The organism is uncultured Microbacterium sp. (assembly GCF_964244775.1).
Lineage (GTDB): Bacteria > Actinomycetota > Actinomycetes > Actinomycetales > Microbacteriaceae > Microbacterium.
The window spans coordinates 275,380-290,455 of sequence record NZ_CAXTJR010000003.1; the positions used below are offsets into that span (position 1 = coordinate 275,380).

Below are 15,076 nucleotides of genomic sequence, written 5' to 3' on the forward strand. Positions count from 1 at the left end.
TCATGAACGAAAGCCAGCGGATGCTCGCGCTCCTCAACGAGCAGTTTCCCGACATCGCGAGCCTGCCGCCGGCCCGAGCGCGGGCAGTCGTCGACGCCAGGGTCACGCCGCCGCGGAACCTGGACGATGTCGCACGCACCGAGGATCACTCCGTGCGCAGCGGCGCGCGAACCGTGACGGTCCGCGTGTATTTCCCGCACGCCCCTCGCACCTCCGTCCCCGCGACGGTGTACGCGCACGGCGGGGGATTCCTGCACGGATCGATCGCGAGCCACGACGGGTTCTGCCGACGCTGGAGCCGGGCGACGGCGTCGGTCGTGGTCTCGGTCGAGTACGCCCTCGCACCCGAGCATTCGGCTCCCGACCCCACCGACGACATGATCGCGGCCGTCGGTTGGACGCGCGCACATGACTGGGGGCGCCGCATCGTCGTGGCGGGAGACAGCGCCGGCGGCAATGTCGCGGCATCCGCCGCTGTCGCCCTCGCGGAACGCGGTGACTCTCCGCTCGTCGGACAGGTGCTGATCTATCCGATGCTCGACCCCGGCATGTCGTCGGCGAGCTACCGTACCCGCGGCGAGGGGTACTTCATCACCGCTCGCACGATGGAGTTCTACTGGAGGACGTATCTGGGTGGGGCGCCCGCCGACCGAGCCGCAGACCCGCTCGTCGATCCGACGGCAGCAGCAGCGGCGGCGGCCGTCTCGCTCCCGCCGGCAATAGTGGTGACCGGCGGGCTCGATCCCCTCCACGACGAGGGGCGGGACCACGCGGGCCTCCTGCGGGATCGCGCCGTGCCCTGCATCTACCGGACCTACCCCGATCAGTTCCACGGGTTCCTCACGATCCCCGAGTACGGGCCGGGGATCGCGGCATCGGCACTCCTCTGGGCCGACTTCGCGCACATGTTCACCGAGGAGGACGCATGACCCATCCGATCCCCCACGCCGATGTGATCGTCGTGGGTGCGGGCTTCGCCGGGCTGTACACGGTCATCCACGCCGCGCGCCGCGGACTCACTGTCATCGGAATCGAAGCGGGTGCGGATGTCGGGGGCACCTGGTATTGGAACCGGTACCCTGGCGCGCGCTGCGATGTCGAGAGCATCGACTACTCGTACTCGTTCGACGACGAGCTGCAGCAGGAGTGGCGGTGGAGCGAGCGCTACGCGACGCAACCCGAGATCCTGCGCTACCTCTCCCACGTCGCCGACCGATTCGACGCCCGGCGCCGGTTCCGGTTCGCCACGCGCGTGGTCGCAGCCGAATGGGACGACGGCGACGCCCAGCGCTGGACCGTCGCCACCGACGCCGGTGACCGGATCTCGGCGAGCTGGCTGGTGATGGCGACCGGAAGCCTCTCGACCCCGTTGCTCCCGGACATCCCCGGTCGCGAGTCGTTCGGCGGTGAGGTGCTGATGACCGCGGCGTGGCCGCACGAACCCGTCGATCTGCACGGCAAGAGGGTGGGCGTGATAGGGACAGGGTCATCGGGCATCCAGTCGATACCCCTCATCGCCGACCAGGCAGCGGAGCTGGTGGTGTACCAGCGGACGGCGAATTTCAGCGTGCCGGCGCTGAACCGAGAGCTCGACGACGATGAGTGGACGCACGCGCTCGAGGAGTACCCGCACCGTCGGCAAGTGTCGTGGGACTCCCTCGCCGGCTCGCCGTGGACGGCTCACGACGTTCCCTACGAGGAGGCCGACGAGCAGGAGCGAGCGCGTGTGTTCGAGGACCGCTGGACGCGGGGCGGCGTACTGTTCGGCAAGGCCTTCCCGCGCCAGACGGTCGACATCGAGGTGAACGATGCCGCCCGGCGGTTCTTCGAGGGAAAGCTGGCCGAGATCGTCCGCGACCCGCAGACCCTCGACGATCTCACTCCGCGCGATCATGCGATCGGGACGAAGCGGATCTGCACCGACTCCGGGTACTTCGACACGTTCAACCGCCCGCACGTGACCCTGGTCAACCTGCGGCGCGATCCGATCATCGAGATCACGGCGGAGGGCGTCCGCACCGAATCCGGCTTCCGGCCGCTGGAGGTCATCGTCTTCGCCACCGGGTTCGATGCGCTCACCGGCGCGCTGACCTCGATCGACATCCGTGGGCGCTCCGGACGGCTGCTCCGCGACGAATGGAAGGGGGGCGTCGTCACGAATCTCGGGATGGCCGTGCCCGGCTTCCCCAACCTGATCATGCTCAACGGGCCCGGAAGCCCCACCGTCCTCACGAACATGGCGATCGGTTCCGAGCAGCAGGGAGATTTCGCACTGAGACTCGTAGACCACACGATCGCGCACGGCTACACGTCCGTCGAGACGCGCGAGGACGCGGCCCGCGCATGGACCGACGACATCGCCGTCCGTGCCTCACGCACGCTGTTCGCCGGCGCGCGCTCGTGGTACACGGGAGCCAACGTCCCGGGTAAAGCCGCCGGATTCCTGCCGTTCATCGGTGGATTCCGCCCGTACATCCATGCCTGCGACAGGGTCGCGGATGCCGGCTACGAGGGGTTCGTCTTCAGCGTCGTGGCGACCGAACCCGCCCCGGCCTCCGCCTGACCCGCAGCCGGACCGCGAACGTGACTATCATCGAAGTACCAATCAAGCGATTGGTGGGTGGAGAGTGAGCCACCTGACCCGTCACGAAGGAGTGTCATGGGAAGCATCGACTTCGGCTTCGCCCGCGGCGAATCGATCCTAATCACCGGAGCCGGGAGCGGCATCGGCAGAGCGACCGCTCTTCACGCCGCCGCCATGGGCCTGTCCGTCAGCGCATGGGACCTCAACCCCGTCGGCCTGGACGAGACCATCACGCTGCTCGAACCATCGGGCATACAGGTGCACCGGTGGGTCGCCGATGTCAGCGACGACGATGCCGTCGAGGCCGGCATCGCGGACGCCGGTGCCGCACTCGGGCCGATCCGGCTGCTGCACAATAACGCCGGCCCCGCCTCCAGCGCCGACCTGCCGTTCGATCGCGCGGTCGAGATCTGCGTCGGGAGCGTGCGGCGCGTGACGGATGCCTGGGCTCGGACCACTCCCGGAGACGGAGCCGCGATGGTGGCCACGACCTCGGTGGCGGGAAACCTCATCGGCACGGGGAGCGCGTGGTACTCGGCATCCAAGGCGGCCATCATGGGGTACGTCCGTCATCTGGCGGCCTACCGTGCCGGCGAATTCCGCAGCAACGGTGTCGCACCTGGAATGACCGACACCCCGCGGCTCGCGGGGTTCCGCGAGAGCGACACGGGTCAGCAGGTGCTCGCCCGCATCCCCCTCCAGCGCATGGCGTCTGCCGACGACATCGCCTACGCGACGCTCTTCCTCCTCTCGCCGGCAGCGAGCTACATCAACGGCGTCTTCCTCCCGGTCGACGGCGGCTGGATGGTCACGCAGTGAGATGACGCCGCCGCGATCACCGTGCCTGGCCGCCCTCTGCGCGTTGCTCGTGCAGCGGCCGCGCGGTCTCGGATCCGGCGCTCACGCGCCTGCGGTCCGGTTCGACCGTCGTCAGCGGCTGCACGGGTCGCAGGGTCTCGCGGCTCCGCTCGGCGAGCTGCCGATACACCGCGACACCGTTGCGCTTCCATTCGACGGCGACGGCATCGAGCTCCTTCACGATGCGCGCAGGGCTCCCCAGCGCAAGACTCGCGGGCGGAACGATCATGCCCGCGGTCACGAGCGCTCCCGCACCGACGAGGGAGTCCGCCCCGACCTCGGCGCCGTCCAGGACGATCGCGCCGATCCCGACCATGGCGTACGAGTGGACCGTGCAGCCATGGAGCACGGCGCCGTGACCGATGTGAGTGTGCGGATCCAGCACAGCGTCTGCGCCGGGGTAGGCGTGGATCGTGCAGGAGTCCTGCACGTTCGATCCTTCGCCCACGACGATTCGGCCGAAGTCACCGCGCAGGCTCGCGTGCGGGCCGATGTAGCACCCCGGACCGATGATGACGTCTCCGATCACGCTCGCGCTCTCGTGCACGAATGCGGTCGGATCCACCACCGGCGTGATGCCGTCGATCTCGTAGCAGGTCATGCCGAACCACCGTCCCTCTCGCGCGCCGAGCATCCGATGCGATCCGTGGTCGTGCGGCTCGACGCCGTGTGCCATCATGCTAACGTAGGAACCCAAACAAGCGCTAGGTTCAGCCGCGGCGGCGCTGCCCGGTCGAAGGAGCAAGGATGCCCGATAAGTTGACCACCATCGGCGACGCCGTCGCCTCGATCGAGAGCGGGATGACGATCGGCATCGGCGGGTGGGGATCGCGTCGCAAGCCGATGGCGCTCGTCCGCGCGCTGCTCCGCTCGGACGTCACCGACCTCACCGTCGTGGCATTCGGCGGCCCTGACGTCGGCCTGCTCGCCGACGCGGGCAAGATCAAGAAGCTCGTCTACGGCTTCGTGTCGCTCGACAGCATCCCGCTGGATCCGCTCTTCACCGCAGCGCGGGGACGCGGCGAATTCGAGACCGAGGAGTTCGACGAGGGCATGTTCGTCGCCGGGCTCCGCGCAGCGGCGCAGAGACTGGATTTCCTCCCCCTGCGGGCAGGACTCGGCTCGGACGTGCCGGTCGCGAACCCGCGACTGCAGACGGTGGCGTCGCCGTACAGCGACGACGTGTACATGGCGGTGCCTGCGCTCCCGCTGGACGTCGCGCTCGTGCATGTGAACCGCGCGGACGCACGCGGGAACGCCCAGTACCTCGGCCCCGACCCGTATTTCGACGACCTGTTCGCGATGGCGGCCCAGCGCACGATCGTCTCGACCGAGAAGGTCATCGCCACGGAGGACCTGCTCACGGAGGGGACCTTCCACACCCTGCTGTTCAGCCGGATGTATGCGCACGCCGTGGTCGAGACTCCTCACGGAGCCCATTTCACGACGTGCGAGCCCGACTACGACCGCGATGAGGTGTTCCAACGTCACTACGTCGCAAGCGCCAAGGATCCCGCGGCGTGGCGAGACTTCCACGCGCGATTCCTCGCATCGGATGAAGCCGCCTACCAGGACGCGATCGCCGCCTTCCACGCCGAAAGGGAGAGTCATGACAACTGAAGTCACTCGCGCCGAGGTGTGCATCGCCGCCTGCGCCGACACCTACCGGGATTCGGGCGAGCTGCTGGCCCACGCCGTGGGCGTGGTGCCGACGTTCGGAGCGCGCCTGGCAAAGCTGTCGTTCGCCCCCGACCTGATGCTCAGCAGCGATGCCTTCCTGGTGAAGGCCCCCCCGACGGCCGACTCCGCGGCAGCGCCCGTCATCGAGGCCTGGATGCCGTTCCGCCGCGTCTTCGACGTCGTCGCCTCAGGCCGCAGGCAGAGCATCATGGGCGCGAGCCAGATCGATCGCTACGGCAATCAGAACATCGCGCTGATCGGCGACTGGCAGCGCCCGACCCGACAGCTCATCGGCGTGCGCGGGGCTCCGGGGAACACCGTCAACCACCGCGTCGACTACTGGATCGCGCGCCACTCGGCCCGCGTGTTCGTGGAAGCGGTCGACCTCGTCTCCGGCGTGGGCAACGACCGCGCCCGCGCGGGCGCGCCCGCGCACCGCTTCCACCACCTCGGGGTCATCGTGACGAACCTCGCGGTGCTCGGCTACGACGCCGATGGCCGCGTCGCCGTGAAGTCCATCCACCCCGGCGTCGATCCCGCCACCGTCCGGGAGAACACCGGCTTCGCGCTCGATGTCGACGCTGCGCCCCTGACGCGCATCCCCGATGACGAGGAGCTTCGTCTCATCCGCGAGGTGCTCGACCCGCGCGACACCCGGTCGAAGGAAGTCCCGGACTGAGCGAGTCAGTCGACGAGGAGTCCGTTGTGCAGGAAGTCCAGGAAATGCAGGCTGACGCTGGCCGCCGTGTGGTGCCCACCGGGGCGGAACCAGCGGATGGTCGACCACAGCGCGTCGCGGACGAAACGGTAGACGATGGCGGGATCCATCGAACTGCGGAACACCCCGCTGGCCTGGCCGGCCGTGATCTGCTCGACCCAGATCTCCTCGACGCGGTGGCCCCGCTCGGCGACGAACTCGAAGCCCGGCTGCGTGGACAGGAAGGCCGCCTCGTTCTGGTACAGACCGACCGCGTCGGGTTGCCGCTCGATCGCGGAGAATGCATGCTCGATGAGGCGGTCCAACACGACCCGTGGTCCGCCGCCGGTGGCGGCGATCTCCTCGAAGCGACTGACCAGCTCATCCAGGAACTCGCGCAAGACCTCCTGCAGGATCGCTTCCTTCGAGGAGAAGTGATGATAGAGACTTCCGGACAGGATGCCGGCCTCATCCGCGATGTCGCGCACCGTCGTCGCGGAATAGCCTCGCGAAGCGATGAGTTTCGCCGCGATCGCGAGGATCTGCGTGCGTCGCTCGGACACCTGGTCTGGACGGGTCACCCTCGGGGTCACTGCCATGGGGGTTCCTCCAGCCGATTGGGACAAGCGCTTGCTCTATCCTGCCCCATCCGCCCGCCGAGCGGGAGTGGACACGGACACCACGCACCGACGACCGGCGCCGAACCGAGGGGATGACGGTGAACAGACCTTCCGATGCACAGACGGTACCCGCGCTGCTGGCGGATATGAGGCGACTCGGCGGACATCCCGCGATCGTCGACGCCGGCGACATCGTGACGTACGGAGAGCTGGAGGAGCGGGTGCACGAGGTGTCGCGCGCCTACCTCGCCAACGGAGTGCGCCGCGGCGATCGGGTCGGGCTGTGGGCGCCGAACACGATCGGCTATATCCTCGCGATGTTGGGAGCCCAGTCCATCGGCGCGGCGATCGTTCCCATCAACACGCGATTCACCGGGCCCGAGGGGGCTGCCGTCCTGGGCCGGTCGCGCGCCGGCGTCCTCGTGGTGAGCGACGGATTCCTGGGGAAGAGCTTCTCGGCGATCCTGACGCGCGCGGTGGAGGAATCGCTCGTGGCCGATCCGGTGTCGGGCGGGCTGCCGGACCTGACGCGGATCGTCGGACTCGGTTCCCGACCCCACGGCCCGCTCGGGATGGACTGGAGCGAGTTCCTGGACAGCGGACGGGCCATCGATGACGCGACGCTGCAACGGGCGCTCGCGGAGGTGGAGCCCGACGATGTGATGGACATCCTGTTCACCTCGGGAACGACCGGGCTGCCCAAGGGCGCCATGACGGCGCATCGTCAGACGATCGGCGTGGCGCGTGCGTGGGCGAACGGTGCCGACCTCGTTCCAGAGGACCGGTACGCGGTCGTCAACCCGTTCTTCCACGGCTTCGGCTACAAGGCGGGCATCGTGGCGAGCCTGGTGACCGGCGCGACGATCTATCCGGTGGCCACCTTCGATCCCGACGCACTGCTCGAGCTCGTGCAGTCGGAGCGGATCTCCGTCCTGCCCGGAGTCCCGACGATCTTCACGACCCTGATCGATCACCCTCGGCGCAGCGAATACGACCTGTCGTCGCTGCGGTTCGCGATCGCGGGGGCGACCGCAGCCCCCGAGACGCTCTTCCGTGACATGGTCGAGATCCTGGGCTTCCAGCGCGTTGCGCAGGCGTACGGACTCACCGAGTGCATCGTCGCGACGATCTCGCGCCCGGGCGACTCGCTGGAGCACATCCGTCAGACGACTGGGCCCGCAGTGGAGGGAACCGAGATCCGCATCGTGGACGAACGCGGCGACGACCTCCCGGTCGGCGCCGACGGTGAGATCCTGCTGCGCGGCGACAACGTGATGCTCGGCTACTTCGAGGACGACGCGGCGACGCGGGCGGCCATCGACGACGACCGATGGTTCCACACCGGAGACGTGGGGCGCCTCGACGAGCACGGCTGCCTGAAGATCACCGATCGGCTGAAGGACATGTTCATCGTCGGCGGGTTCAACGTGTACCCCGCCGAGGTCGAGAACGTGCTCCGACAGCATCCCGCGGTCAACGAGTCCGCGGTCATCGGAGTCGACGACGAGCGGCTGGGCGCGGTCGGGCGCGCATTCGTCCTCCTCCGCCAGGATGCGCTCGAGCGCCCCGATGCGGCCGCTCTGACCGCGTTCTGCCGTGACCGCCTTGCGAACTTCAAGGTTCCGCGCGAGTTCGTGTTCGTCGAAGACTTTCCGCGCAACGCCACCGGCAAGATCATGAAGGCCCAGCTGCCGAAGGGCGCAGAAGGACGCGCCTGACGCGGCGGTCACCGCACGTCCAGGACGACCTTCCCGAGGGCGAGACGGCCCATCACGACCTCGAGCGCGGCCACAGCATCCTCCAGCGGGAAGGTGGCACTCGTGTGCGGGCGCAGCGCACCCTGCTCGTACCATTCGAACAGCCTCGCGAAGTTGCGGGCGTTCGCCGCGGGGTTCTTCCGCGCCCAGGCCCCCCAGAGAACGCCGTGGAGCGTGGCGCTCACGATGAGGAATCGATTCATTCCGACCTCGGGAATGTCGCCCGACGCGTATCCGACGCTGAGATAGCGGCCCCCCCACGCCAGGCTGCGGGCGGCGGTCAGAGCCGCGGCGCCCCCCACCGGGTCGTAGACGACATCGATGCCGCCGGGAGCAACCCGCTTGAGCGTGTCGCGCAGATCGCCTTGCGAGTAGTCGATCGCGAGCGAGGCGCCGTGCGCCAGGCACAGCTCCCGCTTTTCGGGAGTGGATGCTGCCGCGATCACGTTCGCGCCGAGCGCGGCGCCGATCTCGACCGCCGCGAGGCCTACTCCGCCGGACGCACCGAGGACCAGCAGCGTCTCGCCGTTGGCTAGCTGGGCCCGATCTACGAGCGCGTGGCATGACGTGCCGTACGTCACGACGAACCCGGCGGCATCCGAGAACGGCATCGACGCTGCTATCGGGAAGACCATGTTGGCCGCGACGACCGCGTGGGTCGCGTAGCCGCCGAGCGTCGAGAACGCCGCCACCCGGTCGCCGGGGGCCACATTCGACACGCCGTCGCCGACTGCTTCGACCACGCCGGCCACCTCCGAGCCGGGGATGAAGGGGAGGGCGGGCTTGGTCTGATACGTGCCCGCCAGTACGAGGCCGTCAGGGAAATTCACTCCGGCGGCGTGCGACTGGATGAGGACTTCGCGTGCGCCGGGGCGAAGGTCGTCGATCTCCTCGAAGTGCAACACCGGCGGATCGCTCAACTCACGGCAGATCTGCGCTTTCATGGAGAGCTCCTTCGGTAACCAAGCATGTGCTTGGTTACCGTACCACGCTCCTTCCCGAGTGCGTCGACGTTCCCGCAGGCGCGGCCCGCCGGGTATACCCAGCCACCAAGCAAGTGATAGGTTGTTCCCATTGCCCCGACGGCGGCGGCGAGAGGAGCGCGATGATGACCCGCGAGTCGATCCCGTCATCGCACGCGCTCCTGCCTCCGGCTGCCACGCTCGCGTCGTTCGAGCAGTGGCTTCCGGATGCGCTCGACGGGTGGACGGCTCCGACCGCGTTCACTCTCATCGCCGGCGGGCGGTCGAATGTGACACTGCTCGCGACCGATGCGCGCGAGCAGCGCGTCGTGCTGCGGATGCCCCCGCCGGGGACGCTGCTGGCCACCGCACACGATGTCGTGCGCGAGGCGCGCATCATCGATTCGCTCCGCGACGCCGTGCCGGTACCGCGCGTGCTCGCCACGGATGCGGACGGTGGGGTGGCCGGGGCGCCGTTCGCCGCTTTCGAATTCGTCGAGGGCGCGGTGCTGCGCGGCTCCGCCGCGGCAGGCGAGGCGACGCCCGCTGCGCGCGCGGCCGCCGGATACTCACTCGTGGATGCCCTGGCCGCACTGCACGCGCTGTCGCCGCAGGAACTCGGGCTGAGTGATCTCGTCCGCGAAGGCGACTACGTCGGCCGACAGCTGCGCCGGTGGACGCGGCAGATGACCTCGGGCGGCGGCCGGCACCGCGACGTCCTCGTCGCGCTCGGCGAGCGCGTCGGCCGGGCGGTTCCGCCGCAGCACCACGTCGCACTCGTGCACGGCGATCCGAAACTCGACAACTGCATCTTGAGCCAGGACGGCACTCTCCGCGCGATCGTGGACTGGGAGCTGTCTGCGGTGGGAGACCCGCTGGCCGACGTCGCGCTGATGATCGCGTACTGGGCCGAACCCGGCGACCGGCATACCGCCCTCCAGGACCCGCCGACGCGCGTGCCGGGCTTCGCGACCCGGCAGGAGCTCCTCGACAGGTACGCCGCGGCGTCTGGCCGGGATCTCGCCGCGATCGGGTCGTACCTCGCCTTCTCCTACTGGAAGCTCGCCTGCATCGTCGCCGGTGTGGTCGACAGGTCGGAGCGGGACGGCTCGATGGACTCCGTGGCATCCGAGCGGTTCCACCGCCAAGTGCAGCGGCTGGCGGACCTGACCGAACAGGCACTCGATTCGGCCGCGGGGCTCCCGTAACGCTCACCCCACGAACACAGAAGGCAGGAATGAGATGACCACTCCGTACATCGACGGCGCCCCCGAGACGGCAGCGACCGGGCCTCTGATCGTCAGCGGGCTGGACGGGCTGCGGCGGGCCGTGGGCGCGCAGCTCGGCCCCACCGAATGGCTGCAGATCGACCAGGCGCGGATCGACGGCTTCGCCGCCGTGACCGGCGATCACCAGTGGATCCACGTCGACCCCGTGCGGGCAGCATCCTCGCCGTTCGGGTCCACGATCGCGCACGGCTACCTCACGCTGTCGCTGTGCAACTACTTCCTCCCCCAGCTGATCACCGTCGAAGAGATCAGCATGGGGATCAACTACGGGTCCGACCGGGTGCGCTTTCCGGCGCCGGTGACCGTGGGGTCGCGCGTCCGCGGGCGCGGCGAGATCCTGGAATGCACCGATGTCCCGGGCGGCGTGCAGGCCAAGATCCGGATCACCGCCGAGATCGAGGGCTCCGCCAAACCCGGATGCGTCGTGGAGACGCTCAACAGATGGATGGCGTGAGATGAGCTGGGATTTCCAGACCGATCCCGAGTTCGCGGGCAAGCTGGCCTGGGCGACCGAATTCGTCAAGGCGAGGATCGAGCCCCTCGAGACGCTGGATCTCGAACACGACGACCTTCTGCGGATCATCGCGCCGCTCCAGGACGAAGTGAAGGCGAACGGGCTCTGGGCCGCGCACCTGACTCCCGAGCTCGGAGGCCAGGGGATGGGGCAGGTCGCGCTGGCCCTCCTGCACGAGGTCTTGGGCCGCACGCTCTATGCGCCCCTCGTCTTCGGCAACAACGCGCCGGATTCCGGCAATGCAGAGCTGATCGCGCTCGGCGGCGACCAACACCAGAAGGAGCGCTGGCTGTACCCGCTGCTGGCGGGCACGATCCGCTCCGGATTCTCGATGACCGAGCCGGATTCCGCCGGTTCCGACCCGACACTGCTGACCACCCGCGCGGTGCGCGACGGAGGCGATTGGGTGATCACCGGCCGCAAGTGGTTCACCTCGAACGGCTCGATCGCCGACATCCTCATCGTGATGGCGGTCACAGATCCCGACGCGGCTCCGCATCGACGCGCCTCCATGTTCGTGGTGCCGCGGGAAACGCCCGGAGTGAAGGTCGTGCGAGACGTGCCGACGATGGATCACCCGCACGCCGCGTTCGGGCGATACGGCAACCACGCCGAGATCCTCTACGAGGAAGTGCGCGTTCCGCACGGCAATCTCCTCGGGCAGGTCGGCGACGGCTTCCTCCTCGCCCAGAAACGACTCGGCCCCGGCCGCATCCATCACGCGATGCGCTGGATCGGCCAGGCCACGCGCGCCTTCGACATGATGTGCGAGCGCGCCGTCTCGCGCTTCTCGCACGGGTCGACGCTCGCCGACAAGCAGATGGTGCAGACCTGGATCGCCGACTCATACGCCGACCTGACGCAGATCCGCCTCCTCACCCTGTACGCCGCCTGGCGCATGGACCAGGTCGGTGCCGAAGAGGCCCGCACCGAGATAGCCATGGTGAAGTACTCCGGCGCGAAAGTACTGCACGAGATCATCGATCGTGCGATCCAGGTGCACGGCGCCCTCGGCTTCTCGACCGACATGCCGCTGGAGTTCATGTACCGCAAGGCCCGGCAGGCGCGCCTCGTCGACGGCGCCGACGAGGTCCACAAAGTCGCCGTCGCGCGACGCGTGCTGCGGGGTTACACCCCGCGCGACGTGCCGAGCGAGCACATCCCCACCCGCCGCGCGGCCGCCGCCGAGCAGTTCGCCGAAGCGCTCGAAGCGCTCGAATCTGGAGAATGAGAATGAACCTGCTGCAAGATCGAGTCATCGTCATCACCGGTGCGGGCGGAGGCCTCGGACGCGCGCACGCCCTGGCCCTCGCCGGCGAGGGAGCGAAGGTCGTGGTCAACGACCTGGGATGCGCGGTGGACGGCACGGGCGCCGACGCCGCCGTCGCGCAAGCGGTCGCGGACGACATCACTCGCGCGGGCGGAACGGCCATCGCCTCGGCCGCGGATGTGGCGACGATGGACGGGGCCCGATCGGCCATCGACCTCGCGCTCGAGAATTTCGGGCGGCTCGACGGTCTCGTCAACAGCGCCGGCGTCTTGCGCGACCGCATGTTCGTCAACATGACCGAGGACGACTGGGACAACGCGATCCGCAACCACCTGAAGTCCTTCTTCTGCCCCACCCAGATCGCGGCCGCCTACTGGCGCGACGAGAGTAAAGCGGGCAGGCCGGTCAGAGCATCCGTCGTCTCCATGTCGTCGACCTCGGGCCTGATCGGCCAGGTCGGTCAGTCCAACTACGGTGCGGCGAAGTCGGCCATCGCCGGCGCGACGGTGATCCTCGCGCAGGAGCTCGGCCGCTACGGCGTCCGGGTGAACGCGCTCACGCCGGTGGCCCGCACCCGGATGACGCAGAACGCGCCGGGTGTCGCCGAACTCGTGAAGGCGCCGGCGGATCCCGACGAGTTCGACATCTTCGACCCCGCGAACGTCTCGCCGACCGTCGCCTGGCTCCTGTCGGACCGGAGCGAGGTCACCGGTCAGATCTTCTACGTGAAGGGCGGCGAGATCCGGCTGTTCGACGGCTGGTCTTACGCGGGAACCGATGTCGTGGCACAGCGACGGCGCCCGACGGACGCGGGCGAGGCCATCACTGCCCTGATGGGCGCAAGGGCGGAAGTCGTCTCAGGCGGCGTCCACTCGTGACGATCCGCTCGTTGAGCAGCGCCCAGGCGGCGGCCTGGAGCGCGGGGCGACGCCCCACGCCGGAGGAAGTCGCCCCGGATGTCTGGGCCGTGGCTGTTCCGATCCCCGAGGGGACGATCCCGCACACGCTGAGCTACGTCCTGCTTTCGCCCGATGGCGGTGTGCACGTCATCGATCCCGGATGGGATCATCCCGACGTCATCCATGCCCTGACCGACGCTCTGTCCGGACTCGACAGACGCCTCGAAGATGTGCGCACCGTCATCGCGACGCACTTCCACCCCGACCACCTCGGCGCCGCCGGTCGGCTGCGTGAGATCAGCGGCGCGGAGGTCATGCTGTCCGCGACCGAGCGAGAGGTCCTGGCGCAGGAGACCGCGCCCGCTCGGCTCGATCTCGACGCATACGCGTCGGTCCTGGACGCGTGGGAGGTCCCCGGTGAACGGCGCGAAGAACTGTCCGCGTCGTTCGGGCGGCCGTCGCTGGTCGACGACCTCGAGCCGAGCAGGATGCTGGGCGACGGCGACACGGTGGTCCTCGCCGGTCATGTGCTCGGCGTCGTGCAGACCCCCGGCCACACGAGCGGGCACATCTGCCTGATCGATGACGGCCGACGCGTCCTGTACTCGGGCGATCACGTCCTGCCGGGGATCTACTCGGGGATCGGCATCGGCACCCTGCCGGGGAGCGACCCGCTCGGCGACTACCTCGACTCACTGGATCGGCTCGCACCGTTCGACGAGTTCACCGTGCTGCCGGGCCACGAGTTCCGCTTCTCCGGCCTCGGGGAACGACGCCGCCAGATCGCGGAGCATCACCTCACCCGAACCCGAGAGGTCGCCGCTCTGGTCGACGAACTGGGCGACGCCTCGGTGTGGGACTACGCCCGCCGCGTCACGTGGACGTCGGGATGGAACGGTCTGACCGGCTTCTGGCTGCACTCCGCGCTCCGCCAGACGGAATTGCACCGCGACTTCGTGCGCAGCGGTCGCTCTGGCAGGCGACTTACGGGCGACGCGACCGACGACTGATTGCAGCGCTCCTAGACGCCGAAGCCGCCGTCAACATCGAGCTTCTGCCCGGAAATGAAGCCGGCGCGGGGCGACGCGAGGAAGGCCACCGCCTCGGCGATGTCGACCGCCGAGCCGAACCGGCGCAGCGGGATGTTCGACATCGCGACGGCGAGGGCCCGCTCGTCGAGGTCGCCCGACGAGATCAGCCGCTCGGCCATGCCGTCCGTCAGCATGCCGGGTCCGACGCAGTTGACCCGCACGCCGTAACGGCCCTCCTCTGCCGCGAGCGCCATCGCGAGCGACTCGATCGCGCCTTTCGGTGTCGACGACAGGCCGTCACGGACGGGGTAGCGCCGGGTCGCGGCCGTCGTGACGACCACGATCGACCCGCCGGACGCCCGCAACGCCGGGAGCGCCGCGTGCACGACGGTGAAGAAGCCGACGACGTCGTCCGCCAGGTGTCGCGCGAAGTGCGCCGGATCGACCGTGGACAGGTGCATCATCGGCACATGGGGGCCTGCGGCGTGCACGAGGGTGTGCACCGAGCCGTGACGCTCGGTGACGTCCTTCAGGAGTTCTTCGGCGGCCGGGAAAACACCGAGGTCGAGCCGGAGAGCCTCGACGGCGTCGCCCAGTTCGGCCAGGAGTGCGGTCGGCTCGCTGCTGCGGTAGGTGAGTACGACGTGTGAACCGTCGCGAACCAGGGCACGCACGACCGCCTGGCCGATGCCACCGGCGCCCCCCGTGACCAGCGCGGTGCCCTCGCGTGCGGAGAAGGACCCGGGGATATCAGCGTCGACAGCCATAGACTCACGATATCAGGAAACTACCTAGCATTTGGTTGGTAAGGTGGTCGCACAGCTACGACAACAAGGAAGTGATCATGGTGCGAGCACTACCCCGTTCCTCCGCGCGGCAGGCGTCGTCTCACGCCGCCGAGCCCCGCACGGTCGG

15 protein-coding genes are annotated in these 15,076 nt (G+C 68.8%); 11 read left to right on the forward strand and 4 right to left on the reverse strand.

What is annotated here, in order from left to right; all coding sequences use genetic code 11:
* The first annotated feature begins 2 nt into the window (after positions 1 to 2).
* The 3 genes from ACFE6Z_RS08330 (at position 3) to ACFE6Z_RS08340 (ending at position 3,403) form a co-directional block, all read left to right on the forward strand.
* Positions 3 to 929 (forward strand): alpha/beta hydrolase, encoded by a 927-nt coding sequence (locus tag ACFE6Z_RS08330; protein WP_375385256.1) that lies wholly within the window; start codon positions 3 to 5, stop codon positions 927 to 929.
* Positions 926 to 2,563 (forward strand): flavin-containing monooxygenase, encoded by a 1,638-nt coding sequence (locus ACFE6Z_RS08335; RefSeq protein ID WP_375385257.1) that lies wholly within the window; start codon positions 926 to 928, stop codon positions 2,561 to 2,563. The genes ACFE6Z_RS08330 and ACFE6Z_RS08335 overlap by 4 nt, the downstream gene beginning before the upstream one ends.
* A 96-nt stretch (positions 2,564 to 2,659) precedes the next feature.
* The gene (locus tag ACFE6Z_RS08340) at positions 2,660 to 3,403 is read left to right on the forward strand and encodes an SDR family NAD(P)-dependent oxidoreductase (protein WP_375385258.1); all 744 of its coding nucleotides are present in this window, start codon (positions 2,660 to 2,662) and stop codon (positions 3,401 to 3,403) included.
* Between the two features lie 16 nt (positions 3,404 to 3,419).
* Here ACFE6Z_RS08340 and ACFE6Z_RS08345 read toward each other — a convergent pair whose 3' ends face one another.
* Positions 3,420 to 4,118, reverse strand: coding sequence for a gamma carbonic anhydrase family protein (locus ACFE6Z_RS08345; protein ID WP_375385259.1), 699 nt, complete (start codon positions 4,116 to 4,118; stop codon positions 3,420 to 3,422).
* A gap of 71 nt (positions 4,119 to 4,189) precedes the next feature.
* Between ACFE6Z_RS08345 and ACFE6Z_RS08350 the strand changes: the two genes are divergently transcribed.
* Together ACFE6Z_RS08350 and ACFE6Z_RS08355 are read left to right on the forward strand one after the other, a co-directional pair.
* The gene (locus ACFE6Z_RS08350; RefSeq protein ID WP_375385260.1) at positions 4,190 to 5,062 is read left to right on the forward strand and encodes a CoA transferase subunit A; all 873 of its coding nucleotides are present in this window, start codon (positions 4,190 to 4,192) and stop codon (positions 5,060 to 5,062) included.
* Positions 5,052 to 5,801 (forward strand): CoA-transferase subunit beta, encoded by a 750-nt coding sequence (locus ACFE6Z_RS08355; protein ID WP_375385261.1) that lies wholly within the window; start codon positions 5,052 to 5,054, stop codon positions 5,799 to 5,801. Before ACFE6Z_RS08350 ends, ACFE6Z_RS08355 begins: the two co-directional genes overlap by 11 nt.
* Positions 5,802 to 5,806: 5 nt before the next feature.
* On the opposite strand, the gene ACFE6Z_RS08360 is transcribed toward ACFE6Z_RS08355, so the two are convergent.
* The gene (locus ACFE6Z_RS08360; RefSeq protein WP_375385262.1) at positions 5,807 to 6,418 is read right to left on the reverse strand and encodes a TetR/AcrR family transcriptional regulator; all 612 of its coding nucleotides are present in this window, start codon (positions 6,416 to 6,418) and stop codon (positions 5,807 to 5,809) included.
* Between the two features lie 119 nt (positions 6,419 to 6,537).
* Between ACFE6Z_RS08360 and ACFE6Z_RS08365 the strand changes: the two genes are divergently transcribed.
* Positions 6,538 to 8,157, forward strand: coding sequence for an AMP-binding protein (locus tag ACFE6Z_RS08365; protein WP_375385263.1), 1,620 nt, complete (start codon positions 6,538 to 6,540; stop codon positions 8,155 to 8,157).
* Positions 8,158 to 8,165: 8 nt separating this feature from the next.
* Here ACFE6Z_RS08365 and ACFE6Z_RS08370 read toward each other — a convergent pair whose 3' ends face one another.
* Positions 8,166 to 9,140: an NADPH:quinone oxidoreductase family protein gene (locus tag ACFE6Z_RS08370; RefSeq protein WP_375385264.1), complete on the reverse strand. Its 975-nt coding sequence runs from the start codon at positions 9,138 to 9,140 to the stop codon at positions 8,166 to 8,168.
* A 164-nt stretch (positions 9,141 to 9,304) separates the two neighbouring features.
* Here ACFE6Z_RS08370 and ACFE6Z_RS08375 point away from each other — a divergent pair, with 164 nt between their 5' ends.
* The 5 genes from ACFE6Z_RS08375 to ACFE6Z_RS08395 are packed head-to-tail and all read left to right on the forward strand — an operon-like array spanning position 9,305 to position 14,140.
* Entirely contained in the window at positions 9,305 to 10,366 is a 1,062-nt protein-coding gene (locus ACFE6Z_RS08375) for a phosphotransferase family protein (protein WP_375385265.1), read from the forward strand.
* A 34-nt stretch (positions 10,367 to 10,400) separates the two neighbouring features.
* Positions 10,401 to 10,901, forward strand: a complete 501-nt coding sequence (locus ACFE6Z_RS08380) for a MaoC family dehydratase (RefSeq protein ID WP_375385266.1) — start codon at positions 10,401 to 10,403, stop codon at positions 10,899 to 10,901.
* Between the two features lies 1 nt (position 10,902).
* A complete protein-coding gene (locus ACFE6Z_RS08385) occupies positions 10,903 to 12,192 on the forward strand; it encodes an acyl-CoA dehydrogenase family protein (RefSeq protein WP_375385267.1) in 1,290 nt (429 codons plus the stop codon).
* Positions 12,193 to 12,194: 2 nt separating this feature from the next.
* Complete coding sequence (locus tag ACFE6Z_RS08390; protein ID WP_375385268.1) at positions 12,195 to 13,109, forward strand: SDR family oxidoreductase; 915 nt, start codon at positions 12,195 to 12,197, stop codon at positions 13,107 to 13,109.
* An 11-nt stretch (positions 13,110 to 13,120) separates the two neighbouring features.
* The gene (locus tag ACFE6Z_RS08395; RefSeq protein WP_375385269.1) at positions 13,121 to 14,140 is read left to right on the forward strand and encodes an MBL fold metallo-hydrolase; all 1,020 of its coding nucleotides are present in this window, start codon (positions 13,121 to 13,123) and stop codon (positions 14,138 to 14,140) included.
* An 11-nt stretch (positions 14,141 to 14,151) separates the two neighbouring features.
* Here the strand turns inward: ACFE6Z_RS08395 and ACFE6Z_RS08400 are convergent, their stop codons facing one another.
* Complete coding sequence (locus ACFE6Z_RS08400; RefSeq protein WP_375385270.1) at positions 14,152 to 14,928, reverse strand: SDR family NAD(P)-dependent oxidoreductase; 777 nt, start codon at positions 14,926 to 14,928, stop codon at positions 14,152 to 14,154.
* Between the last annotated feature and the right edge of the window lie 148 nt (positions 14,929 to 15,076).